The sequence below is a fragment of the Lewinella sp. JB7 genome (genome assembly GCF_024297185.1).
Classification (GTDB): domain Bacteria; phylum Bacteroidota; class Bacteroidia; order Chitinophagales; family Saprospiraceae; genus Neolewinella.
Genome location: NZ_JANCTD010000001.1, coordinates 542558 through 569297, shown reverse-complemented (window position 1 = coordinate 569297; position 26740 = coordinate 542558). Strand labels below are relative to the sequence as shown.

Genomic DNA, 26740 nt, shown 5'->3' with positions numbered 1-26740 from the left:
GGCACCGGGATAGACGGTAGGATCTGCGTCGTTACAGTCACCGGCTTGGTCTACGTAGCCGGCCGGAGCCGTACAGGCCGTGATCGTGGCAGCCGCATCGCCGTAGGTATCGCCATCGGTATCGGCATAGAACGTAGTGGCCTGGCCAATATTCACATTGGTATCGTCGCAGTCCTGGGCGTTGGTGACATACCCATGGGGTACGGAACAACTTTCGGTCATGTTGTTCGGATCCCCCAGTCCGTCGCCGTCGGCATCGGCGTAGAAGGTAGTGGTGGGGGAATCTTCGTCCACCTCGCCGTCGCAGTCGTTATCGATTTCGTCGCAGATATCCGGAGCACCGGGGTAAACGGTGTTGTTGCCGTCGTTGCAGTCGCCGGCCCGGTCTACGTAGCCGGCCGGGGCCGCGCAGGCCGTGATGGTGGCCGACTCATCGCCGTAGGTGTCGCCGTCCGCGTCAGCGTAGAAGGTAGTAGCCTGGCCGATGGTCGCGTCGGTGTCGTCGCAATCCAGGGCGTTGATAACATAGCTTGGGGGTGGAGAGCAGCCCTGGGTCGTGTTATTCGGATCTCCGAATCCGTCGCCATCGGTATCGGCGTAGAAGGTAGTCGCAGTGATATCCTCGTCGATTCTGCCATCGCAATCGTTGTCGATTTGGTCGCAGAGTTCCGGTGCACCGGGGTAGACGGTGTTGTCGCCGTCGTTGCAGTCACCGGCCCGGTCTACATAGCCAATCGGGGCCATGCAGGCCGTGATCGTGGCCGTCTCATCGCCGTAGTTGTCACCGTCGATATCAGCGTAGAAGATGGTGGCCTCCCCGATGGTCGCGTCGGTATCGTCGCAGTCCGAGGTGTTGGTGACGTAACCCGGGACTGGGGAACAGCTTTCCATCGAGTTGTTCGGATCCCCCAGTCCGTCGCCGTCGGCGTCGGCGTAGAAGGTTACGGTGGGAGCATCTTCGTCGACCTCGCCGTCGCAGTCGTTATCTATTCCGTCGCAGACATCCGGAGCGCCGGGGTAGACGGTGTCGTTGCCGTCGTTGCAGTCGCCGGCCTGGTCTACGTAGCCAGCCGGGGCCGCGCAGGCCGTGATGGTGGCCGTCTCATCACCGTAGGTGTCGCCATCCGCGTCAGCGTAGAAGGTGGTGGCCTCCCCAATGGTTGGGTCGGCGTCGTCGCAGTCCAGGGCGTTGTCGACATAGCCCGGAGGCGGCAAGCAGTCCTGGGTTGTGTTGTTCGGATCTCCGAATCCATCGCCGTCGGCGTCGGCGTAAAAGGTTGCGGTGGGCGCGTCTTCATCCACTTCGCCGTCGCAGTCGTTATCGAGTCCGTCGCAGATGATATCCGGGGCACCGGGGTAGATATCGGCATTGAAATTGTCACAGTCACCACTCTGGGCCGCAAAGCCTGGTGGCATCGTACATCCCACCGTCGTGAAGGTTTCGTCGCCGAAGTTGTCGCCGTCGAGGTCGAGGTAGAAAGTCATGGCCTCTCCGATGGTCGCGTCGGTATCGTCGCAGTCCGAGTCGTTGTTAACGTAGCCCGTGGGTACGGAGCAGTCTTCGGTCGTGTTGTTGGGGTCTCCGAAACCGTCGCCGTCGGTGTCCGCGTAAAAGGTCACGGTGGGCGAGTCTTCGTCTACTTCACCATCGCAATCATTATCGATTTCGTCGCAGAGTTCCGGCGCACCGGGGTAGACGGTGTTGTTGCCGTCGTCGCAGTCGCCGGCCTGGGATACGTAGCCGGGCATCTGTTCACACGTTAGGGTGGTCGTATTTACGTCTCCGTAGCCATCCCCGTCCCGATCCGCGTAAAATGTTTGCAGGGGCTCGGCTGCCAGGACATTTACCTGGCTGGTAAGTGCACAACCATACGTGGTCGTTGTGAGCGTGTAGAGACCAGCTGCGGTCACGGTCGGGTTTTGCTGGTTGGAAGTGAACGCGTTCGGCCCGCTCCAGCTGTAGGTGCCGGTGGAGGTTTGGCCGCTCAGCATGACACTGCCGGTATTGCAGTCCAGTTGCTTGGGGAGCCCGTCAGCGTTCGCGTCGACCGTGCACTCGATATCGGGTGGGCCGATGGTTACCGTGGCGCCCGTGGTGTTCTCCAGAACGTCTGTCCCGGCGCTGGTGAGCGCGGAGGGGGCGGTCCCGGAGGTTACGAAGTCAATGCTGGCGATCCCCGGAGCGGTTGCCTGAAAGGTTATACTCGCAAGAGGGAAGCTACCGCTGGGGAAGTCCGAAAATCGTCCCACGTCGTAAGCTATGGTGCCGGCATTATTGTCGATAGCCGGCGGTACAATCCCAATGAAATTATTCAAGGCACTCGCACTCGTCACCTGCACCAGCGCGGGGTCAAATTCCAGGTGTATTGTAGCCGCATCGATGGGTACGGTACTCTCCGACACTTCAACAGTCAGCGTGAAATTTCCGGGTAGTGGATCCGTCATCGAAGAGGTCGCCGGCGTAATGACCAAATCCGCGGTCAGCGGTTCGCCATTACAGGGAATGGGGCCACCGGGATAGGCAAATGGATTGCTGTCGTCGCAGTCGCCGCCCCGGGTCACGTAGCCGGCCTGAGGGTCACAGGCGGTAATAGTATTAGCGTTGTCTCCGTAAGTATCTCCATCCACGTCCGCGTAGTACGTCACCGGCGGGTCGGCTGGCTGGACCGTCACTTCGCTGGTAAGTTCGCAACCGTCCGTAGTAGTGGACAGCGTGTACTTTCCCGCTACGGTCACGGTCGGGTTCTGCTGGCTGGAGGTGAACGCGCCGGGGCCGCTCCAGCTGTAGGAGCCGGTAGAGGTCTGTCCGCTCAGGCTTACGCTGCCGGAAGCACAGTCTAGCTGTTTCGGCAGGCCGTCGGCATTCGCGTCGACCGTACATTCGACGGGGGGTGGAACGATATTTACCGTAGCACCCGTCGTACTTTTCGTTACATCGGAGCCAGCGCTGGTAAGTATAGGGGGGGGTACCTCGGAGGAAATAAAACTAAAATTTGCGACGCCGGGTGCAATGGCCTGGAATGTTATGTTGGCCAACGGGAAGGTGTTGTCTATGCCTCCTGAAAAAGTTCCGACGTTGATGATAATCGTACCGGAAGCGTTGTCGATGGCGGGTTGGATTATATCAATAAATCCGGATTGAGGCGTCGCGCTTATTGCCTGTACCAAGTTAGCATTGAAGGCTATTCCTACGGTTGCACCGTCAATAGGAACGGTGCTTCCCGATACCTGGACCGTCAGCGTGAAATTAGTTGGCAGTGCCCCCGTGACCGACGAAGTAGCCGGCGTAAGCACTAGATCCTGCCCCACAACTGACTGAGAGCTGAGTAATAGGATTAATCCTATCATCAGACTGCTCATAATGGAAGCTGCGTGCTTGACGGAAGAAGTCCATCGAGGGATAGATATATGATGGTTCATTCGTAAATAATTTATAGGCATTTAAATCCGAAGCTCCTGGTGGATACGGCCCCGGTGTGCAGGTAGGTGGATTCCTTACGGATTGAGTCCGCTGGGCACTTCCCCGAGTACGTTGAAGTTGGTTACCAGCAGCGAAAAGTCCAGGATGGTCACTTTACTCTCCCCGTTCAGATTGGCGTTGGGATTGTATCCAGCATCGCCTACATCTAGATTGAAAGAAGTTACCAGGGTAGAAAAGTCCAGGATATTGACGTGGTTATTATTGTTGGTATCCCCGGTCCGCAGTTCACCTATGTCATGATTATCGCCGTTTCCGGTAATGGTGATGACGTCGACCCGCTGCAAGCAATTAGGAAACTTTACGGCCAACTCATAGGTACCCGGAGCAATGCCGTCTACGGTCATTTCGCCGGTAGGATCCGCCGTCGCAACCAGGTCGTAAACCGGCGTTGATCCGTTGACGGCATACAACTTCACGGTATAGTCTCCGCTGTGGTCCGTCATCCCCTGACGGGTGACCGAAACGGTCAGGTCGGGAATACCGGCGGAGGGATCGTACAGTAGCGTAACTACGTTGGAGGTTTGGCTGACGGGCTGGTCCACCGCATAGGGGGCAGCGGACGTCACGGCCACCAGCTGGTTCAGGCCACCGTCCGGAGTAGTATTTCCACTCAGCGTCCGGAGTAAGGTCACGGGGATGTCGACCGTTCCGCCGCCGCCGATTACACCCGTGTACAGGGACTTGCCGGCCATGGCTTCGTTAGCGTAGTAGGTCTCGTCCGCAACTCCGAAGGGGGGATCGCCGGAGGCAATGAACAGCCGCGAATCCATCAGCAGGAGGGATACGTGATCCCCGGGCGTTCCCGTTACCGTGATGGTTTGGTTAGGATCGCTTACGGTTGCCGGGGTGGAGGGAAGACCCGCCACCGCAATGGAAGGAGCTAGTGGTGCGCTTGCCGCGATGACCGCCTGGCTACCGCCGAGGCTACCGTCTTCGTAGAGGCTGCTGACCAGGGTCGAACCATCATTGAAGGTTACGGTCAGGGTAGCGCCCACGAGCTCGTAGCCCGACACGGCACCCGCATTACCGGCACCGTCTACTCCCTGGATGCTGTTGGGATCAATGTCTACCGAGAAGGTGAAGGTCTCTCCCGGATCGAAGTCGGTGTAGGTGGTTGACAGCACGTCAAATCCGCCGTTACGAACTCCGGAGAAAGGACTAGCGCAGGGGGCGGTCGGAGCGACCAGACCCACCGTTGCAGCACTACCGCCGGGCGTGAAACACTGTGCCGTAGCATCACCGCCGGCACCCGTGGGATCGAAGACCATATCGGGCAGGATACCCGTAGAGAGATCGAGTGACACTCCCGTAACCTGGAGCGTACCCGTGGATTGATTGGTGATCTGGAAGTTGCTGTTGCCTCCGAAGGTGGACGCATTAAGACCCATACCAGGGTTTATCTCAAACAGCACGCTGGGTTCGCCGAAGACGGGATCGACCTTCAGGCGCCACACCTCGGAGGTATTGGTCGTACCGATGCCGCAGATGCCGTCGTCCGTCCGGGTCTTGACGGCGACCAGGTGGAAGATGTCCCCGCTGGCGTTATCAGCCAGGGTAATGGGAATATCTACCGTACCGCCGCCGCCGATCACGGCGTCCAGCTCCTGGATGACCTGAACCTTATTGGCTTCGTACGAACCGGGGGTGATACCGGGACCGATGTCCTCGATCGTACTCTCCAGGATGAGCAGAGATACCGCCTCATTCGGGTTGCCACTGATTTGTACGGTCTGGCTTTCACCGCCGACGGTGGCATCGAGGAAGCCCGGTTCGGTGCTGACACCACTTACTCCCAGCACCGTGAGGCCCGGAGCGGTGGATTCGCTCCCCGGGTAGAAGTAATTCTCTGCGCCCACCACACTGCTCGGCTGGATGCGGTACAGTTCGCCGGTGGAGGTAGTGACGGTTTGCCCGTTAGTGAACTCCACGGTCACCGTAGTGCCGGCTAATTCCAGGCCGCTGATGGCACCCGCGTTCCCCGCACCATTGAAGCCTTCGATGCTGGTGGGGTCGATGTCGATGGCGAAATTGATGGACTCACCCGGTTCGAAATCGCTGAACGCGACGTTCAGGACCGAATAGCCGCCGTTTCCTACGACCGCCTCCCCAAGGAAGGGCGTGGTACAATCGGGGTCACTGCCCGACCCGCCGTTGCCCGGAATGGTCAGTCCGACGCTGCCGTCGCCGCCCGACTGGCTTACTATGGTCAGGCACTTAGCCGTGGCGTCACCCGCCGTTCCGACCGGGTCAAAGACCATATTGGGATAGATGGCGGTACTGAGATCGAAGCTCACCGAGGCGATCTGAAGACTGCCCTGGGAGTTGTTGCTGATGATAAATCCGTTCGAGTACGTACTCGCCGTCAGAATATTGGTGCCGGTCGGATTGATAGCCACGTATGCACAGGCTTCGTCGGGAAGATTGACGTTTACCGTCCGGGTAACTTCCTGTGCCGCGTTACCGGCCGCGTCGGATACGTTGTAGGTAACCTCGTACGTACCGGCCACGCTGGTATTGACGGGGTCACCACCCACCACGATTGCGGTGGTCAGGTCGCCGTCTACGTTATCGGAAGCAGTAGCTCCGGGATCGGAATAGGTGCCGCCGACCGTCAGATTAAGCGGGTTATCGCCGATCAGGGCAATAACGGGCGGCGTATTGTCTACCGTACCGGAAAGGTTACAGATCTGAATGCCCTTCAGGGCGGGGTTCTCCATGACGTGGAGGAATTCAATGGTCAGCACATCGTCCGTCACTACGAGAGTAGCGGAGCGGGTGAAGGCCCCCTTCGGACCCGCAATGGCGAAGGGATCAAGGTTGTCGAATGCGGGAAGCACGTTTCCTTCGATGGCCACGTCGAATACCCGGTCCCCGGCAGCGGTAATCCCATTGTAGAGTTCCGCGAAGAGCAGCGTCACCTGCACTTCGGTATTCGGGACCACGGGGAATTCCCACTTCATTTCCGGGGTACCCGGGGCATCATAGCGCTCCGTATTAAAAACCTCGGCGGAGGCGGAGGTGGGCACGGTTGGGTCGGTCATAATGATCGGGCCGGAATGGGCAGCGCCGGAATTCCCGCTGAAGGTGCTGTTCCCCGTAGAGTTAGCGACCAGGTACGGAGAGTTACCGGCATCACCGTAGATGCCCGTATCCGGGCTCCAGCCTAGCGGGGTGGCGTCGGCGGAGGCAACCGCCGGACCGCCGACGTTGATGCGGTAGAGGGTATTTTCGCAAGGATCGGGCAACTCCACCGGACCGGACAGGTCTACCGTGAAGGAGACCATGTCCTGCACGAAACTGGTCGCGTCGTTCGGGTCGGACAAGAACTCCTCGTGAAACTGGTTGGCCGCCCGAATGATAACCGTATTGGTGCCGCTGGTGATGCCGTCCAGCTCCGTCAGATTCCAGGATGTCTGTCCGTTCGCGGAGGCGGTCGATATCCGGGTGTCGGTATCGATATTGTTAGGGTCCGGCGGGTTGACGTAAAGGTGGAAATGCTCCTGCAGGCCGTAGAGCATATCCGTTGCGGTCCACTGCAATTGTACTCCGGTACTCGTAAGCGTGGCATTGGCCGCAGGTGCCGTGATCGCGACCCCGGGAGCGGAGACCGTGACGGTGACGGCATCGGAATTAGTGAGGCCTCCGCCATCCGTAACGGAGGCGATGATGGTCTGGGATCCGGGGGTTACCAGTTGGCCGGTAATACTCGCTCCCACGCCGCTCAACGGATTGGTAGAGAATTGGGGATCGGTGGCGGCCCAGGCCGTACTGGTTCCCAGGCCGGGTTCTTCCGCGTCGGTCACCGTAGCCGTCAGGGTAAGGTTGGCGCCCCGGGTGACGGTGGCCCCGTCAATGGGGTTGCCAATCGTAAGGATTGGTGCTGTGTTGGTCGGTGGATTAACGTTCACCACGCGAATCACTTCAGTGGCTGCATTGTTGGCAGCATCGCTTACATTATAGGTTACGTTGTAAGAACCAATCGTATTCACATCAACCGCGGAGGCATCGATAATAATGTTTGCCGAGATGTCGCCATCCGTTTCGTCAGAAGCTGTAGCGCCTAATTCGGTGTAGGCATCACCTACTGTTAATTCCAAAGGATTGTCGCCGAGAAGGGCAATCACGGGCGGGGTGTTGTCGGCAGCTGTAATCAGGGTAAATTCAAATTCATTGGTGTTGCATCCACCGTTGAAATCGAGCCTGATCTTCTGTAATCCCGGATTGGAAAAAGTGACGTCCGCTAAGTAATCATTGTACGTCTGCCATCCGGTATTCGGAACAGCGACGGTGCCGATTGCGCTAAAACCACCATCGTCTTCGGACAAAGTTACCGTCGTGATTCCGTTATTGCCCTTAGCTCCGCTAAATCGCCATTCGTAGTCACCGGCGGCAGGAATATTTACCCAATACTCAACAAAATCACCATTGTCGATATAGCCAATATTTTTGGCGGCATTGGTTTCTATTGCGACGGAAAACCCTGCTCCCGGTGTTGAACTGCCGTACCATGGAAAAGGATTGTTAAATGTCCGGGACAAGATCGTACCCGGAATTTGCTGGGCCACATCGATGGTAAATGACTGCTTGACCTCTGGATTAATACCATCGTCGGCGACAACGACCGCATAATACGATCGACCTTCACCGGCCGAAGGGGTCCAGTTAAGGGTGTAGTTTCCATTACCATTGTCCGTGAAAGTGTATCCAGATATCGCGGTAGCCGGCATAAAGGGGTTGGTTCCCCCATCGCTCTTATCAAAGATCTGGAGGGTTGCGGCTGGTAAATTATCATCCGTTACGATTACATTCACTGAGATTGCATCGCCTTCGTTTACGGCAACATCCGCAATTGCGCCGATAGTTGGAGGATCATTAGGCCCCGGTTCGGAAATTTCTAAAGTGTATTCCCGAGTAATCGGGGCGCTGGTTCCATCCGAAATAATCGCGTTGATGGTGTAGGTCCCAACCGTGGCAATTTCGGGGGTACCTGTAATTTTCAAATTTGCCAGGTCAAGCGTAAGACCTGCGGGAAGAGATGGGCTCAGTGAAATAGTAAGATTATCGCTTTCCGGGTCGGAGATACCGAGATCAATATCTGCCGGCATGAGCGCTTCGGCTTCCAAAGCGGCAAAGGATGTGGATGGCATTAAATTAGCACTCGGTACTCGGGTAATACAGAGACCGGAAAGTTTGCCGTTATCAACCGTGGCCGGTCCGATTTGCACACTGAGTTCACCATCGGCGACCTGTACAAAGTAGGTACGGGTAATAGCTGTTTGGTTCGAGCTTATTCCATCCTTAACCGGGTCAACCAGATCGTATTCATCGAGAATTAGATTTCCTTCGAGGAAAACGTCAAAAACACGCCCGCCGGAGGATGGGTGATAAACCTCAGCGAAATAAAGGTCAACCGCATAAAAGCCGTTTGCTACGGGAACGTCATAAGTGAAGGCGGGGTCATTACCTCCTAGACCTGTTTTTCCACCGTATATTTCTTCCTGAAATAAAAGTAGCTCTGCCGAATTATTTGTTCCTGCAATAGCACCATTATATCCCGCATACTTCTTACCGTTGGTGCGTGTGGGATGTCCACCCGTAGAACTGTTATCAGCTTCGAAAACCCGGCCGAAAGCTTCGAGGCCTGCAGAACCGGAAGCGATACAGAGTTGAAAAGGCGCAGGATCGTTGGCAGTGACATTTATCGCCGAAGAGGTAGTTGTAGCTCCATTGTCATCCGTCGCTACAGCGGTCAGGGTATGGGCGCCCGACGATATATTCGGCAGCGTCACGAAATACGGCGCATCGTTGTCTACGCCAAGCGGAGTGCTCCCGTCAAAAAAGGCGACGCTGCTCACCGTACCATCGGAGTCATTTGCCGAGGCCGTAATGACCACGTCGTCACCCTGGCTGAACACCGCGCCATCGGTGGGTGAGGTGATGCTTACCGTAGGTGGGGCATTGGGGCTGGTGATCGTAAGGCTGGTGCCCGTGGCGGTGCCGAAAACCGGGACACCGATTCTGGAGATCTGGGTTTTGCGGTCGGGAGGTCCGGAGTCAAACGAGAAGTCGATGGACGTCGTTCCTTCGGCGATGGCCGTCAGGTTAATGGTCAGGTAATCGAAGGTTCCGCTAACGAAGGGGCCGCCCAGCAGGCCGGTAGCCGCGTCGATCGTTCCCGACGGATCGAAGTTGGTGGGATCTACAATGACCGTGGGTAATTCGGAACTTGCGTTATATACGACCGAGTTGACGGTTATGAAGGCAGGATCAAAGTCCAAGTGGGCGGCCACCCCGTCGAGTTCCTGACTGCCCGCGACTACCTGTAGCGTGAGCGTAAGGTTGTCGCCGACGTTTATCGTCGACGCGGCGGGAGACATGACTAAATCGGCCTGGGCCTGCATCAGCCAGCCCGGGAGTAAAAGGAGCACCATCAACCAGGTGCGCAAGCCCTTGTCCAAAATATTCACCGCGCGAACGGAGGTAGGTAATGGAGTATTCATAGGTAGATATATTATCGCCGGGGGCGGGATACGTGAATAGGGCCGGGATGAGGTTGGCTTCAACCTCATCCCGGTCGTTTACGGTCTAATTATTACTGATTAAGGGGTCTCCGCTCTGGCCGAAATTGGAAGCCAGGAGGGAGAAGTCCAGGATATTGGTCACGCCGTCTCCGTTGAAGTCGGAGGTCTGTCCGGACTGGCCGAACGTATTGGCCAGCAGCGAGAAGTCCAGGATGTTGACGCTGTTGTCCGCATTCAGATTTCCCGCCCTGAGTTCGGCGAAGTTGGCGGTCGAGTTTCCGCTGCTCAGCGACAGTTGCTGCACCCTCTGCAAGAACCCGCTGCGTTTTACCAGGACCTTGTAGGTGCCGGGGGCAAAGCCCGATACCGTCATCTGCCCCGCCGCGTTAGCGGTAGGCGTGTAGGTGTAGGCGGGAGTGGTCAGGTTACCTAATGTGTACAGCTCGACGGTGTGCTCGCCACCGTGATCACTGCGGCCCTGGCTGGTAGCCGTCAGCGCCAGACTGCCGCCCGACTGCTGATCCACGACATTCCAGGTAAAGGCCGTGGCCGAACTGGATGCGGGGGAGCAACCGTCGGTAACGGTTACTACGACGTTGTAAGGGCTGTTTTCCGCGGCGCCGACGGTGCCGCCCGTAGTGCGGGCGGATTCCGGCAAGCTGAGGCTCTGCGGGTTGCCGGAGTAGCTGGAGTGTGCCAGCACCATCCGGTCGATCACGTGCGACGAGGAGCGGGCCGAGATCATAATGTTGTATACCCCGGGGGCGTCGAAGCGGGCGTAGATATCGTGAGCGTCGTTGTCGCTGGTTCTCGTACTCCAGCTCCAGTTGGTCGCGCCGCTCGAGTAGACCTTGAACCAACCACCCGAGCCGGAACCGTTGGGTGCACTGCCGGTACAATCGTTCTCCGCCGGGTTCGACCCCTTGGGGCAGACGGTGCTTCCGGTCTTCTGCCCGTAAAAGGCGTCGGACTCGATCTTCACCCAGGTATCGTTGTGCTCCGTAGCATTGGTGCCGTTGCCGACTTGGTTGCGCCACTGGAATTTGTACACGCCGGGCGTGGAGATAACTACCGGGTAAGCAATCAATCCGTTGCCGGGCGAGCCCGTGTACTGAGGTCCCTGCCAGATGATGAAATCGCTGTCGCTGGCCCCGGCCGGACTATTGACACTTGGAGAGAATGTAGTACTGTAGTTCGAAGCATCCTTCCAGGAGCCCGGCAGGGTTTCGGCCGACTCCATTTCGATGACTACGATCCCACCGTCCTCGATAAACGCGCCCGCCGGTTCACTGCTTCCGCTGCCTACGTCGAGGGTACCGGAGATCAGACCCGAGGTGGGGTCGATGGAAAGGCTGGGCGGGAGCCCCGTGGCCGCGTAGGTCAGTCCACTACAGGGGTCGGTGTCGGTAGCGGCAATCTGTAGGGATACGTTGTCGCCCTCCGTGCCGAATTGCGACCCGGGACTAGTGACAACCGGGGGGTCGTTATCGGAGATCGTTCCACTACTGACGATTTCGATGCCCTTGATGTTAGGGTTCTGCGTTATTAACAAGAAGTCGATATCCAGATTTCCGTCCGAGACGGTTACCGGAAACGATTCCACCCCGGCCGTATTCCAGCCGTACGCGACGGTTTGGTCGAAGTTTTGCAGTACCGGATTCCCTTCAATCGTTACGTCGAATACTCTGGTACCGGCCGTCTTCGCCCCGGTCCAGACCTCCGCGAAGAGGAGGTTTACGGTGTAGTCTCCGTTGCCCACCGGGAAATCCCACTGCATATTATTGGGATTTGGTGCCGCGCTGTACCGTTCCGTGGAGAACAGTGCATCGGGATAGCCCGTGTTGTTCGTTCCCGTGAACGCAACCCCGTAGGTGATGTCCTGGGCCGGCGACGTCGTATTGTAGTAGGGCGAAGGGGTGCCCGTAGTGGCGGAACCGTTGGCCGTCGAGGTAGCCTGATCCGCGGACCAGTCGGTCGGGTCGGAATCGTTACTGGCAGTGAGCGTTCCACCCGCGTTGACCCGGTACAGGACCGTGCCGGGTGTCTGCGCGGTACTATTCAGCGCGACGACGGCAATACCGGCATTGCCGTACTCGATTTCGAGCACTGCCGTTTTACCGCCTTCGGTGCCCCCGAAACTTACGGCGAGGTCCAGGCTGGCGCCCGGCTCCACCAGGGCGAACTCCACGGGGGTACCCAGGGAGAAGGAGGCGGCCTCCGGACCGGTGATCGCGACGCTGGTAATGATGAGGCCGGTGTTGCCACCGCTACTGGTTAGCGTGACGTTCGTAGATCCACTCGTGCTGACGCTGACGCTGGACGGCACCTGCAATTGGCTGGCGGTGAGGGAGGAGCCGGTCGGATTGTCGGTACCGAAGTACTCCATATTCTTCATCGTTCCGCCGCCGCCCTTGCTGCTGGAGCCGGCCGCTACGTGGATACCACCGCCGGAAACGATGGCCTGGGTGCCGTGCCGTTCGGTCACCAGGTTTGCCTTCGTCGACCAGTTCTCAGTAACCGGGTTGTAGGCTTCCGTGGTCTTCACGGCGTCGCTAATGGTGTTGCCCTGAAGGTCCACGTCGATCTCACCGCCGATAACGTACAGTTCGTTCTGAAAGACCCCCACGGAAGCGGCCGCCCGGGGTGTAGGCAAGGCGGGTGCGGAGGACCAGGACTGGGTAGTGAAATCGTAGACGTCGACTTCCGCGATCAGGGGAGCGAAGGTGCCACCCGGGCCACCCGACAGGCGGCCGCCCGCCAGGTATAGCTTGTCACCGATCACGGCCGCGTGGTAGTGGTCGCGGGGGCGTGGCGAGTCGTTCAGAACTGTCCACTGTCCGGTGGCCGGGTCGAACTCGTCGAACCAGGACACATAACCTCCATTGTGCCCAATAGTGTTGCCGGCAATGACGTAGAACTTGTCGTTGTGTACTACCAATCCGGCCGAGCCCCGTTTGCGGCCATCCGGAATCGCCGGTCCCTGGATCCACTCATCGGTGGCGGGATTATAGGCCCAGACGTAATCGGCGGGCGCTTCGTTGGGGTACGAGTTGTTTTTGAACGCCCCGATCACCCAGATCAGTCCCTGGTACTCCACCGCCTGGAAGTGATTGAATTCAGCGGGTGCGGAGTCGGAGATTTGGCTCCAGGTCTTGGATTGGTAATTGTAAACGTCGAGGGTGGAGGAATTTTCCCGACCGCCGAAGAGGTAGAATTTGTCTCCGGCCTGTACGAAGGAGCATTCGTGGCGGGCGGTATAGTTCTCGTCGTCGCTCTGGTCGTTCCAGCTTGCGTTGCTGACCGGACCGGTGACCGTCCACGTAAAGGAAGCATTGACGGCGGTGCTGCCGGCCTTATCCACCGTGACTACGGAACTGTATACGCTTCCGGCCGCTGCTCCGGTGGCAATGTTGCCGAAGATCAATCCCGTCGTGGGTTCGATCTGGAGCCCCGCGGGTAAACCCGTGGCACTGTATACGAAGTTTTCGTTGGCGTCCCCGCCGGAAGCCGCTACCGTTAGGTTGATCAGGTCGCCTTCCTGGTTGGTCTGATTCGGGATCGGGGTGACCGTAATGGGCACATTGGACTGCCCGGGTACGCCCAGTATCTCGATACCGTTGATCAGGGGGTTTTCTATGTTGTGCTCGAACAGGATATTCAGGGTACCGTCCTCCAGGGTAACGGAATACTCCAGCATGCCCCCGTTCTGGTGACCGAAGGTGGCGACGAGGTCGAGGTCGTCCTGTACCAGTTGATTTTCGATGGAAATGTCGAATACTCGTTCGCCTACGGCCGATGTTCCGCCGTATCCGTTGCCCATATACAAGCGCACGACATACTGGCCGTTGGGCAGACCGAAGGTCCACTCCATCTCCGGAGCGGATCCCGGGTCGTAGCGTTCGTGGGTAAAGAGGGCTTGCGGTACGTAGTCGGGTAGGGAGGCGTGGCGGCCCGAGGTATTCTGGGTAGAAAACGTTCCGGTGTTAACGGCGTAGGTTATCCCGTTATAACTACCACTCTGGGCACCGGCGGCCGTGATGCCCTGCCAATCGGGATAGGGGGCATCGGTAGCGGTAATGGTAGCCCCGTTGGCCCGAATGCGCAGGATGGGTTCCGGCTCGTCGGATACGGTGACGGTAAAGGTCTGCTCTACGAAGAGCCCGCCGGCATCGGTTGCCCGAATGGTGATCTGCGCTACGGCGGCCGAGGCCGGGAAGGCGATGGATAGCGTACCGCTGTTGATACTCGCCCCAACGGCCGTGTTGGTATTGTTCTGAACGGTGTAGGTCAGACTGCCGTCACCCCCGTCGTCACCGAAGTAGTCTCCCAGCGCGATGGTCTGAGTGGTAGCGCCGATCTGTACATCAATGTCCGAAAGGCTCTGCTCGACGTAGGGTTGGGCGCCCTGTACGTGCAGATAATCCCAGGTGCCTTCCACTTCCTTGCCCACCTCATTGGAGGTACCGATCAGGCCTACGGCCAGTGGCGTTCCGCTGTTCTTGATGGCGGTCAGGATACTCCCCGCGGCCGTAATGGTACCTAACGTCTGGATACCCCCGCCGTCAACCGCGTACTGCAGGGTGACGACTCCGGTCGAGGTATTGACCTGGAAATACAGGACGACGTCATCGTTAGCCGTGACGTTGGCGCTTACGGGCGTCTGCGGTACGTCGTTGATCTCCTGGAGGGCCTGTAGCTGCCCGCCCGCCGTCAGGACGAGCTTGAGATAGTTGCTCTGGGTTCCGTCTCCGATGAACAGGCCCAACTCACTGTTACCGGGAGTCGAAGAGTCGTAGAGTTGCCGGGCGGCAGTAAAGTTGAACAGGCGACCTTCGACGGTGAAGGAACCGGCGTTTTCGTCGACGTTCACGCCGTACTGGAAGGCCTTTTCCTGGGTGTTGGTGCTGCCCAGGGCCGTGCCGGAGGTCATCTGCATGGTCATGGCACCGACGGCACCTCCGAGAATGTCATTTGGGTGGGGATCATTGGGATCATCGCGGCGGTCGAGCCAGTTCAGCCAGTTGGGGTTGGCGGCGCCGTTATTCATCAGTCCGGTAAAACCCAGCCCCAGGTAGCCCTTCAATTCCGGATTATCGGAAAGCAAGTCGTTGCTGACCGGCAGATCGAAGGCATCGCTGCCGCCGTCGGTCGGATCGCCCAACTGGAAGGGATCGTTGGCGTCGGGAATATTGTCGTTGTCGTCGTCCGGATCGTTCAGGTCGGAGACGAGGGCACCCCCCGCCGACTTATCGAAATCATCTGGTTGGTTACCGCCATTACAGATCACGTCTTCCGTGGTCTGGGCGGCTGACTTGTTATCGATCTCATCCTGATTGGTGTAGCCGTCACTGTCGTTGTCTGCCGTAGCGGAATAACCGGCTTCACCGGGCAGGATGCAGTTTACGAAGTCCTGGGGCTCCAGCACCTTAATATCACTATTGTAGGTAGCCACCCAGATGGTACCCGGAAATGGGTCGTTGTCGCTATTGCAGGTTACTCCCAGTGCATTGCCCCCCAGGTTGGAGATAAACGAATTGGTCAGTTGTTGCAGGCTTCCGTCGGTATTCAGTTGCACCCGGCGCAGTACCCCACCGTTTTTACCCGCGATCAGATCGCCCTGCATGGCCCCGCCGAAGTTGGAGGCCGTGTACTCGTCGATCCCGTTGGTGTTCGTACCCCAGGTGGTTACCAGTATGTCGTCGTCGCCGTCGGGATTAGAGATCCCGGGGCCGCGCCAGTCGCCTTCGCGGGGATCGGCCTGAGCGAGGGGCACCGGAGGCCAGTTAGCGGGCAGCGCGATGTTGGGGTTGGTAGTGTAACCGGCACCGCGGGAGCCGTCGGGGTCGTAAATAAGGGTACGGAAAACGGAATTGCTGTTGGCGTTGGCCGTCGGGTTGGTGAACAGTCCGGCACCGGCGGGATTCGCCCGAATGGGGGCGGGATGTCCGCCGTAGAAGCTCCCGAAGGTATAGTTCTGGATATCCGCCGTGACCATCGTCAGGTGATCGGCATTGTTTACCTGTTCGCCGCCGATCGAGCTGGAGCTGCCGGGTTCGGAGGAGACGTAGTCGTTGGTGACCGTACCGTCGTTGCCCTCATTAACGGGCAGTCCGCCCCATCCCCCGTTAGCCCCGTTGTCGGTAACGTACACCTTACCGTCCGCGGTAACGGCCAGGTCGTAGGAATTCCGGTAGCCGGCCGAAAAAATCTGCACGGGTCCCCCGGCCACGATCATTGCCTGATTCAGCCCGTCATTGCCCCCCCAGGGATCACCGATATCCACACCGTTGTAGTTCGGGGAGTCGGGATCAGTAATCGCGTTAGCATTCGGCCGAGTGGGGTCGTCCAGCGTGGGCAGATTATATATGAACTGTCTTCCGGAAACGGCGTCCGTCTGCACGGGCATGGCCTCCAACTGGGTGAGGTTGATCGACAGGACCGCTGCGGACAGGGCGTATTCGGTCGTCCAGGCAAAATTGTCGGACGGCGATCCGGCATTGGTGTGACCGCCCGAGCAGACGATGAGGTAGTCGCTGCCGTTGATCGTCACGAATTCCAGACCGTTCGTCGCGTGATTTTCCTCCGAGCGCGAGAGGCCCCGCACGATATCGACCACCTCCCAGGAACCGTTCTTCCAGGTCAGTCGGGTGATGACCCCGGAGTTGGTGTCGAGGTCCTTATCGCCGCTCGGCCCGCCTACTCGATTATCGCTCGACGTAACGTAAATCACCGGTTCCGCGGCGGTACCCGCGACCGTCAGTCCGGTAGCCTGGCGGGTGGTAGCGGAGCCCGCGCTTCCGTCGTCGTTGTGGTTGGGAATATTTTTAACGTCCAGTAGTTCCTCCGCATCGGTGACGACGTAATCGTTGTCCCCATTCCGCTGCACGGAAAAAATATCGACCGTTCCGTTTGAACTGAGTACGTAGAGTCGACCGTCCGGTCCGTACATCAGCGAGGTGGCCGAGGCGACCCCCCCCTTACCGTCGAAATTTAGGCTGCTTTCGCCAAAACTTTGTCCCCACGCGGTACCGGCGAACAAGCACAGTAAACCGAATAAAAAGCTTCTGACGATTATTGGGGTAAGCGGTCTACAGTTGTGGTCTTTGAGGGAGCGTAATAGTGTGTTCATAGGTTGCTGTGTTACTCAATTCCTACCTCAACCGCAGGCGCGGCATCGATCCCCTATAACACGTCAGCACTGGGCACGACGGCTTACGACGTGTATGGACGACACGACGAATTATTACGCATATAGAGGACATACGACGGTATCCGACGAATTACGACGGGACATGACGAATTACGACGCATACGGGAGTACACGCTGAATTACGCAGCATATCGGAGTATACGACGGGACACGACGAGTTACGCCAGGGTATGGCGGGTTACGTCGGGACGCAACGAGCTACGCCGGGATACGACGAATTACAACAAAATTGTGGTAGGAGAAATTTGTGTTATTGATAGTGTGTAAAAAGGTGTCTCTTAAAACGAACTCATTTAATGGGACTCTAAACATACATTATTCCACTTCGTAAAACAAAATTACGGGGATGAATTTATCAAATATTATCACAATACATACGTAAGTGCACCTGCTTGATTCACAATTACCCCTCTTACCGGGCGGATTAGCTACGGCTAGGGCTAAAAATCGGCGGCGTGCCGTACAATGCTTGTAGTGAGCAACCGCAACGATTTAGGCGTCCCGCACCGTGTATGATACACGGCTGGACAGGCGAACCGGGACGTCCCCCGCGCCCTCGGACCATAATTTCATCCTCCCGACCGGCGATCCCTCCCCGTACGCTAAATTTACCGGCCCGTAACCATTCGCTATCTCCACTACTTCCATGCCCACCCTCGAACAGGAATTCTGGGGCGTTGCCCCCGCCGGACGCGTCACCCGCTATACCCTTACCAACCGTGCGGGAAATTCCGTGCGCATCCTGAACTACGGAGGCATCGTCCAGTCGATCCGCGTAGACGGAGCGGAAATGGTCCTGGGCTGCGATGCGCTGGCGGGTTATCTCGACACAAACCCCAGCTACGGCGCCATCGTGGGCCGCTACGCCAACCGGATCGCTAACGCCCGCTTCTCCCTTAACGGCACCACCTATACCCTGGTCGCCAACGAGAACGGCAATCAGCTACACGGCGGACCGGAAGGATTCAACAAAAAACTGTGGACGGGCGAGCCCTTCACCGCGGAATCCGCCGTTGGGGTTAGGCTGCACTACCGCAGTCCCAACGGTGAAATGGGCTACCCCGGAAAGCTCGACGTGACGGTCACTTACTCCTGGAACGACGCTAATGAACTCCGGATCGACTACACCGCCACCACCGATAAGGACACGGTCGTCAACCTCACCAACCATACCTACTTCAACATCGGTACCGCGGACACCATCCTCGACCAACTTCTGCAACTGCACGCCGACCGCTACACCCCGGTAGATGAGCGCCAAATTCCCACGGGCGAACTCCGCCCGGTAGCCGGCACCCCCTTCGACTTTCGGACGGCCAAACCGGTGGGTCGCGACATCGCCGCGGACCACCCCCAGGTACGGGCTGCCAACGGCTTTGACCATAACTTCGTGATCTCCGCCTACGACGGCAGCCTCCGGGAATGCGCCGTGGTCACCGACCCCGCCACCGGCCGTCGCCTGCGCTGCCTGACCACCGAGCCCGGCGTGCAGCTCTTCACCACCAATTTTCCCACCGGGAAGTACCACATGCGCGGCGACACGCCAACCCCCACCCACGGCGGCATCTGTCTGGAAACCCAACACTTCCCGGACGCCCCCAACCAGGAAAATTTCGTCACCCCCCTACTGAAAGTCGGCGAAACCTTCAACTCTACCACCGTTTACCGCTTTGAGTAGTTAATTGTACCACGGCATGACCCGCGAGCATAAACACGTGATCGTTTACGGGGCCTTCGGCTTGTTGCTCGGCGCCAAAATCGTGGAGGTGCTGCTCACCCGCTCCGATACCGGCATCATCGATTGGTGGCTCCTCCTGATCGGTCTGGCGGCCGCCGTCGTGCACTATTTGCCCGTGACCGAAAAGAGCGAGCGCCAGAATGACCAGCACCAGAAAGAACCCACGGCCGATGAGGCGGCATCCGACACCCTGGTGCTCCGTGATCATCCCGACCCTGAACGAGGCCGAAAATCTCGGGAGTACGCTCCACCGGCTGAACCAGACGGCACCGGAGGATTCGTATGAAGTAATCGTAGCGGACGGGGGCAGTACGGATGCTACCCGGGACATCGCGCGCCGCTACGGCGCCCGCATCGTCTCCGGCTCCCGCGGACGCGCCCGCCAAATGAACGCCGGCGCCCGGGTCGCCCGGGGGGAATACCTGTACTTCCTGCACGCCGATACCCTTCCCCCACCCGACTGGCTCGAGCATTTACGGCAGCGCCCGGCCGTGCCCTGTTGCTTCCGGCTCCGCTTTGAAGGACAAGAAAAGCTCCCCTGGCTGCGCCTCTACGCCTACTTCACGCGCTTCGACATCGATGCCTTTCGCTTCGGCGATCAGTCCCTGGGCGTGAGCCGTACCGACTTCGTGGCCGTCGGCGGATTCTCCGACTGGCGGCTGCTGGAAGACAACGGCATGGTACGCAAATTGCGGAGCCACCGCGGCTTTCGCGTACTGGACGCACACGTGACCACCTCGCCCCGCAAGTACCTGCGCCACGGCTTCGTGCGTACCCAGCTGGTGTACGTGCTGCTGTACGCCCTCCACCGGCTGGGAACGGGCCAGGACAAACTTGCCAGAATTTACGCTCGCCTACTTGATTAGCTCCAGTAAGCCCCGCAGGGGAACGGCGGCCTGTTGCGGACGGTAGTTGAGGTCGTAACGCAGTTCCTGCAGCGCCTTTTCGATGCGGAAAGTGTCCAGCAGGACCTCCAGATCGTGCTCGCTGGCGGGCAGCAGACGCGTGCCGGTGGTAGCCTTACGGTAAGCCGTCAGGTATTCGGCGGCCAGATAGCTGTTGGCGGTACGGAGCCAGTCGGCCAGTTGGGTCCTCGCGTTTCGGTTCAGGCCCGCGTATTCCTCTTCGTACACGAGTCCGGCGGCGTAGCTGATGCTGCGCATCATATTGGCGATATCCTTGGCCGGGCTACGGCGCAGGCGGCGCTGACTGTAGCTGCGGTCGGGGTCGCCGTCGAAGTTCTGGATCAGGAATTTATCCTCGCTGATGATGAGTTGCTCCAGAGTGAAGTCGCCGTGGATCCGGATTTTGTCCGATTCGATCTTATGGTCGTAGATGCGCTTGAGCTTCTTGTGCAGCCGGCTTTCGGCGGCAATGAGCTGCTCGGCCAGTTCGCGGGTGTCGCCCTCCAGATCGCCGTTGACGCGACGGATCAGGTCGATCGTGGCCCGCACGTCGCCCTTCAGACCGGCGTAGACGCTTCGCTGGTAGTGCAGGGAAAGGGCCTCGGGGGTGAAGCCGCTCTCGCTGACGTCGGCCAGCACCGTGTGGTAGGCGGCCGTGGCCCGGCCCAGCTCGGCGAGTTTGATCACGAAACTCGGACCCAGGATATCCTGGATGATCTCCGGCATATCCTTATATACGATGGTGTCCGTGACCTGGACGTCCTCCGGGTGGGCCTCCTCGGTCTGCTTATCGAACTGGAGGCGATTGGTGATCTCCTCCGAGAAGCGGCGCAGGTTGTTGAGCACGTACTCCCAGGCGTTGCCTTCGTTCTGGCGGCGCTCCTCGAAGATGGCCAGCGTAGCGTTGAGCCGCTGGGTGGGCGTGAAGTGCAGGGTGCCGAGCACGTTGGGGGCCGAGCCGTAGCCCCGGCGGTTCAGCATCTGCTTCACCTCCAGGTCAGGCACGTCGTTGGCGTCGACGCGGCGGTAAAACTTGATCGTGTAATCACGGCTCTGCAGGAGCATGTACTCAGTGCCGGAGTGAACCAGATTCGCGTCCTGGCGGGGGGCGGCCACCATGCTTTCGCGGGCCAGGAAGCGGAAATCCTTCAGCGTACCGTATTCCTGAAGACCGCTGATCAGGCCGCGGCGGTAGTCCTCGTCGTACAGAGCGTCGATGAGCACCGCCTGGCGATTCCCGTTATCGACCACGGCGATCACCTCCTCCCGGGTGGTGTAGTCGACGTCGTCGTGATAGTTGTGGAAGGCCAGGGGCAGCTGCAGCAGTTCCGGCAGTCCCTCCAGGAAGGTTACCTCCAGCAGCATCCAGCCGAAGTGGCGCTCGGGGGTAGCCTGCATGCGGTAGTCGTAGATCTTCACCTGGTCGAGCTGGGCGGCGCGGGCGCCCATCCACTGTACCGAGCGGAGGTAGTTGGGCAGCACCGTTTGCTCGAGGGCGCGGAGGTTGCTCTTGCTGAAGAAATCGCGGAGCTGGGCGATGCGCAGGGTGGGCCGGCCAAGTTCGCGCTGGTCTACAATGGCGGCACCGGACGACTCCACCTCCAGCCAGTAGTAGCCGTGGCCGGATAGAGTGACCTGGTAGGGGTCGCGGCCCACCTCGTTGAAGTAGGTCCGACCGAAGGCCTCCCGCACCTTACTGCCTTCGTAGTCGCTCAGGTCGAGCTTCACGGCCTGGGGGTGACGGCTCAGGTTGACGATTACCACCACGCGCTCATCCTCGAACTCCCGCACGAAGGCCAGGATACGACCGTTGTCGGGCTTGAGCCAGCGGATCTTGCCCCGCCCGAAGACCTTGAAGCTCTTACGCTTGGCGAGCAGTTTCTTGGTCCAATTGAGCAGGCTGTTGGGGTTCTGCTGCTGGCGGCGCACGTTGACCCAGCGGTAGCTGTACTCCGTATCCCGGATCACGGGCAGGTAGAGGCTGTGGGGGTTGGCCTCCGAGAAGCCGGCGTTTTCGTTGTTGTTCCACTGCATGGGAGTGCGTACGCCGTCGCGGTCGCCCAGGTAGTAGTTGTCGCCCATGCCGATCTCGTCGCCGTAGTAAAGGACGGGGGTGCCGGGCAGCGACATTAGTAGCACGTTGAGCAGTTCGATCTTGCCGCGGTCGTTGTCCATGAGGGGGGCCAGTCGGCGGCGGATGCCCAGGTTGATGCGGGCGGTGCGGTCGCTGGCGTAGACGTTGTACATGAAGTCGCGCTCCTCGTCGGTCACCATCTCCAGCGTGAGCTCGTCGTGGTTACGCAGGAAGGTGGCCCACTGGCAATTTTCGGGAATTTCGGGCGTCTGGTCGAAGATGTCGGTGATCGGGTGGCGGTCCTCCATCTTGATGCTCATGTACATGCGGGGCATGAGCGGGAAGTGATAGTTCATGTGGCACTCGTCGCCGTCGCCGAAGTAGCTGGCGCTCTCCTCGGGCCACATATTGGCCTCGGCGAGGAAGAGGACGTTGTCGTAGTTGTCGTCGACGTGCTTGCGCAGTTTCTTCAGGAAAGCGTGAGTTTCGGGCAGGTTCTCGCCGTTAGTGCCTTCGCGTTCGAAGAGGTAGGGAATGGCGTCGAGGCGGAAACCGTCGATGCCCATGCTCATCCAGTAGTCGAGGACCTTGAAGATCTCCCGCTGCACGTCGGGGCTGTCGTAGTTCAGGTCCGGCTGGTGGTGGAAGAAGCGGTGCCAGTAGTACTGCTTGGCGACGGGGTCCCAGGTCCAGTTGCTCACCTCCGTGTCGGTGAAGATGATGCGCACGTCGGGGTACTTCTCGTCGGTATCGCTCCACACGTAGTAGTCGCGTTCGGGGCTCCCCTTCGGGGCCCGCCGGGCACGCTGGAACCATTCGTGCTGGTCGGAGGTGTGGTTGATGACGAGCTCCGTGATCACCTGCAGGCCGCGGGCGTGGGCCGCGTCGAGGAAGCGTTTGAAGTCTTCCAGATTACCGTAGGGCGGGCTCACGTTGTAGTAGTCCGAAATATCGTAACCGTCGTCCCGCAGCGGGCTCGGGTAGAAGGGCAGGGTCCAGATGGCCGTAACACCGAGTTCTTCGAGGTAATCCAGCTTTTGCTCGAGGCCGGCGAAGTCGCCGATTCCGTCGCCGTTGGCGTCAAAAAAGCCCTTGATGTTCAGTTCGTAAATGATGGCATCCTTGTACCAAAGGGGTTCGCGGCGGTAGGTAGTCGTCATAAAAGTGGGATAGCGGTTACTGGGTGCGGGTTAGAGAACGGAAGGTAGGCAGATTTGTGCGTTGGCGGGCGGGTGCGCGGGAGCGGTGCAAAATAAGCCGGCCGGACGTTTCGGGTGGGCTTCCTTTATACCCCCCACGGACGGCCGTGGGGACTCATCCCAGTTGTGCCCGACACCAGCCGAGGAGGGCGCTGACCGGCCCGCCGGGCCGGGCCAGTTCCTCGAGTTGGTCCCGGTCACGGACGTACTCGATGATGAGGTTGACCAGTTCGCCGTGATCGACTTCCGTCGCGAGAGCCCGCAGGAGGGGCAGGTGAATTTCCTCGGTCGTACACTGCAGCAGCCGCAGCCGCTGCTCGTTGCCGGTCGCCAGAAAGTAGGTGCGCAACTGCCGGCGGGTGAGGGGGTATACGGCGTTGCCGGTGAGGGCCCAATCCACCAACTGGTGCAAATTGCCGGCATGAACGAGCCAGTTGGAAAAGACCACGTCGATGTCGTGCTCCTGCGACAGGCCATCACAAACGGTCATCCAGCTGCGGCGGGCGGCGGTAGCCTCTGCGAGTTGCTCCGGGGAAAGGGGTCGCACGTTCAGGTTTAGTACCTGGCGGAACAGGTGGGTCCGTTCCCCCCGGGATAGGGAGGACAACAGTTCGATGCGCCATTCCTCCCGCGGCAACTGACGGTACCAGCGCAGCAGGATCCGCAACGGCAGGGCGATTTCGCCGATCCGGTGTACCGACTTCAACGTCCAGTCGGGCGGCGGCGGGTTGTTCACCGGACGCTGGTAGGCCAGCAACTGCAGACTCGTATGAAATTCCCCGGGGGCGCAGTTGTACGAAAACGTTCGCCGGTCTACGCAGTCCGTAATCACGGCCCGATCATTACGGCGGGGGTGGGGCGTGAAGGTTCCCAGGCACCACGTGAGGTTGACGGTCTTCACCACCTCCCTGGTGCCGAGCGCCTTCAGGATTTCCGGTGGCGACAGCCCCGCGAACCGACCGTGGCGCAGGCGGTTGAGGTTCTCCTTTCGCTTACCCGGCCCGTGCAAAAATTTGTTTACGAAGGTGACCGCCCCTGGCTCCAGCTCAAAGGGGGGACCCTCGGGTAGCGCAAACCCGCCGACCCGCAGAATCTCTTCGATGACCGCCCGTGTCGTGTGCGTCTTGCGTGCCATTTTAGCGAGCGGGTCGTCGGGTGGATCGGGAAGCGCGGGTGCGGGGGGCGGGGGCACGGGCGGAAGGTGGGGTTCGGTGCGGTCGATCAGTTGTTTGAGCGCGGAGCGCAGGTTGAGGTCGTCGATGGCCGCGTACTGCTGTTCCAGGAAGCGGGGGCCGTGACGCAACTCCGTCAACAGCGTAATGCCCACGGCCTCCCCGCCCGGGTTGCGGCGGTAGGCTACCGGGGTCCCCGCCGTGGCCCGCGCCGCCGCCCCCGCGGCGAAGCCGACCAACCGGTCGTGGTAGCGGACGTCATCGATGTGCAATTCCTCCCGCAGGGGATCCCAGGACACCGCCCGCCCGATGCTCCACGCCTTCCAGATGTCTTCGCGGTCCCGGAGTAGTCGACGTCTGGTTGACTTCAGTTTCTCGGTGAGTGCCCCCGGGTCCAGACCGCTCAGTTGACCCGACCGGAGTAACTCCAGCTTATGGGGCAACCGACACTGGCCGTTCAGGAAGGTCTTCAGGTAGGCGACGGCCTCGTCGGGCCAGCGGGGGTCGGCCCCTTCTTCCGGCGCATAACCGCTGGCCCGCAGTATCTCGGCAATGAGCTCCGGCGACCATTGGTATTTACCGACCAGCAGGGAGAAGGTGACGGGCACGGGGGGCCGGATTGGTGCGACGGACTAAGGTAAGTCCGCGGGGATGTAGGGAATATCACCAGTTTTGGGGATGCGGGAAATATTTGCGTCGACCGATCCTTATGCCCACTTTAGTACCCCTGAACAACACGCTTAACACCATTCACCCTATGCTTACCCGCCACTTGACCGGCCTCCTGTTGCCATGCCTGCTATTCACTTCACTCGCCGCCCAGGATGCCGCCCTCCCCGCCGTGCTCGGCCGGGTCCAGGAGGCGCTCGAAACCGTCGAAACCGATCGCTACCGCTACGACCAGGAACTGTCCTTCGCGGCGGACCGCCCCTGGGAAGCAACGGTCACGATCACCTCCGTGAACCGCAAGAACGATAAGTCCGAAACCCTCACCTACGCACTCAATCTTTCCGACCTCGACCCCCGCCTCATCAACTACCAGGACGAGCGCGACCGCCAACTCGTCGTACTCAAGACCCGTAACCGTCAGAACTTCATTCGCGTAACGGAGGAAGACGGCTCGGTGGACTACGAATCTGAGGTCAGCCTGTGGTCCCCGGAGATCGACCGCGCCAAAACCCTCCGCGACCTGCTGCGGGAAGCTATTCCCCTGGCCGAGTCCGCCTGGGAGCGTGACTTCACCCCCGGCACTACCCTACCCAAACTGCAACGGTGGCTGGCGGATGCCGTGCAACCCTTCGCCGAAGACGGCACTACCCGGGAGGTGCGCTGGAGCCCCGGCGATCCACTCGCCGACCAAGTCACCTTCGAGATCACGGACCCCGACAAGGGGACCACCACCCGTTACCACTTCAGCCTGGCGGACGTAGCGACGAACACCGTGGAAGTACGGGTCAACCGCGGATCCGTCTCCGTAGAAGCGGGCACCGTGGGTGGGGAAGACCTGATCCTGGAAACGGATGGCGAGGGATCCGTGAAGTACACCGACGAAGTGGAAATCCCCATCGCGGGGATTGACGAGGCCCGCCGACTCATCCAGACCCTGACCGCCGCCCTGCCGCTGGCCCGGGAAATCCGCGATGCCCGCATGCCCCGCCCCACCGAAATGAACGAAGCACTGGAATCGCTCGCCGGACTGGTCACCGGTTCGGAAACTCCGGATGCCCGTACCAGCGCCGTCCTTACTCCGGAAGCCCTGTCCACGCTGGAAGTGATCCGGACCGAACGGGACAAGGAGTCGGAGCAGACGTCCCGCTATAGCTTCCACTTCGCCGATCTGGATCCCGGCAAGATCGCACTGAATACCCGGAGCGGGGAACTCGCCGTGGTGGTACCGACGGTCAGGGACGCCGATTACGTGCAGTACTGGCAGGATGGTGAGGCGAAGGGATACGACGACGCGGTAGAATTTCCGGTCTCCTCCATCGAGGACTCCCGGAAGGTCCGCGAACTACTGCCCGTGATCGTCGAGCGCGCCCGGGAACTGCCCACCGAAGCCGGCGATCTTGCGTGGCTGTCCACCGCGCTCACCACGCCGGCGGAGGCAAGCTACACTCAGGAACTGAGCCTGCAGTCGGACGCGGAGGGCGAATGCCAGTGGAGCTTCACCCGCTCGGAATCCGGCCGAAAGACAAAGGAGATCCTCTACGAATTTAATCTCTACGACCTCGACGCCGCCCAGATCGACGTAGCCGTCAGGGGGGATGACCTCAGCCTCCGGATCCCCACCCTATCCCGCGAAAAGATCATCAACGTCTACGAAGACGACGAACCGGCCTTCACCGAGGAAATGCGCTGGAACTTCGGCAACCTGTCCGATGCGCGTAAGGCGGCCGAAACCCTCCGGGCGAGCATCGCGGCCTGCCGCAACTAGTACGAT

Annotated in this window: 9 protein-coding genes; 4 read left to right on the top strand and 5 right to left on the bottom strand. The window is 59.6% G+C overall.

Features of this window, described 5'->3' with window-relative positions; genetic code table 11:
- The 3 genes from NMA52_RS02085 to NMA52_RS02075 all read right to left on the bottom strand — a co-directional run.
- On the bottom strand, positions 1-3036 hold a 3036-nt coding region (locus NMA52_RS02085; protein ID WP_254825974.1), incomplete at its 3' end, for a MopE-related protein.
- 459 nt (positions 3037-3495) lie between these two features.
- The gene (locus NMA52_RS02080) at positions 3496-9981 is read right to left on the bottom strand and encodes a malectin domain-containing carbohydrate-binding protein (RefSeq protein WP_254825973.1); all 6486 of its coding nucleotides are present in this window, start codon (positions 9979-9981) and stop codon (positions 3496-3498) included.
- An 85-nt stretch (positions 9982-10066) separates the two neighbouring features.
- A complete protein-coding gene (locus NMA52_RS02075) occupies positions 10067-17131 on the bottom strand; it encodes a malectin domain-containing carbohydrate-binding protein (protein ID WP_254825972.1) in 7065 nt (2354 codons plus the stop codon).
- Positions 17132-17858: 727 nt separating this feature from the next.
- Between NMA52_RS02075 and NMA52_RS02070 the strand changes: the two genes are divergently transcribed.
- From NMA52_RS02070 to NMA52_RS02060, 3 genes are read left to right on the top strand one after another with little or no spacing between them, the layout of a single operon-like run.
- Positions 17859-18890, top strand: a complete 1032-nt coding sequence (locus tag NMA52_RS02070; protein WP_254825971.1) for an aldose epimerase family protein — start codon at positions 17859-17861, stop codon at positions 18888-18890.
- 16 nt (positions 18891-18906) lie between these two features.
- Positions 18907-19236: a hypothetical protein gene (locus NMA52_RS02065; RefSeq protein ID WP_254825970.1), complete on the top strand. Its 330-nt coding sequence runs from the start codon at positions 18907-18909 to the stop codon at positions 19234-19236.
- A complete protein-coding gene (locus NMA52_RS02060; protein WP_254825969.1) occupies positions 19151-19816 on the top strand; it encodes a TIGR04283 family arsenosugar biosynthesis glycosyltransferase in 666 nt (221 codons plus the stop codon). Before NMA52_RS02065 ends, NMA52_RS02060 begins: the two co-directional genes overlap by 86 nt.
- Here the strand turns inward: NMA52_RS02060 and treS are convergent.
- Positions 19805-23089, bottom strand: coding sequence for a maltose alpha-D-glucosyltransferase (gene treS, locus NMA52_RS02055; protein WP_254825968.1), 3285 nt, complete (start codon positions 23087-23089; stop codon positions 19805-19807). The two genes, NMA52_RS02060 and treS, sit on opposite strands and share 12 nt — an antisense overlap.
- Before the next feature lie 154 nt (positions 23090-23243).
- On the bottom strand, positions 23244-24908 hold the full coding sequence (locus NMA52_RS02050; RefSeq protein WP_254825967.1) for a hypothetical protein: 1665 nt from the start codon (positions 24906-24908) through the stop codon (positions 23244-23246).
- A gap of 101 nt (positions 24909-25009) precedes the next feature.
- Here NMA52_RS02050 and NMA52_RS02045 point away from each other — a divergent pair, with 101 nt between their 5' ends.
- Entirely contained in the window at positions 25010-26734 is a 1725-nt protein-coding gene (locus tag NMA52_RS02045) for a hypothetical protein (RefSeq protein ID WP_254825966.1), read from the top strand.
- The last annotated feature ends 6 nt before the right edge of the window (positions 26735-26740 follow it).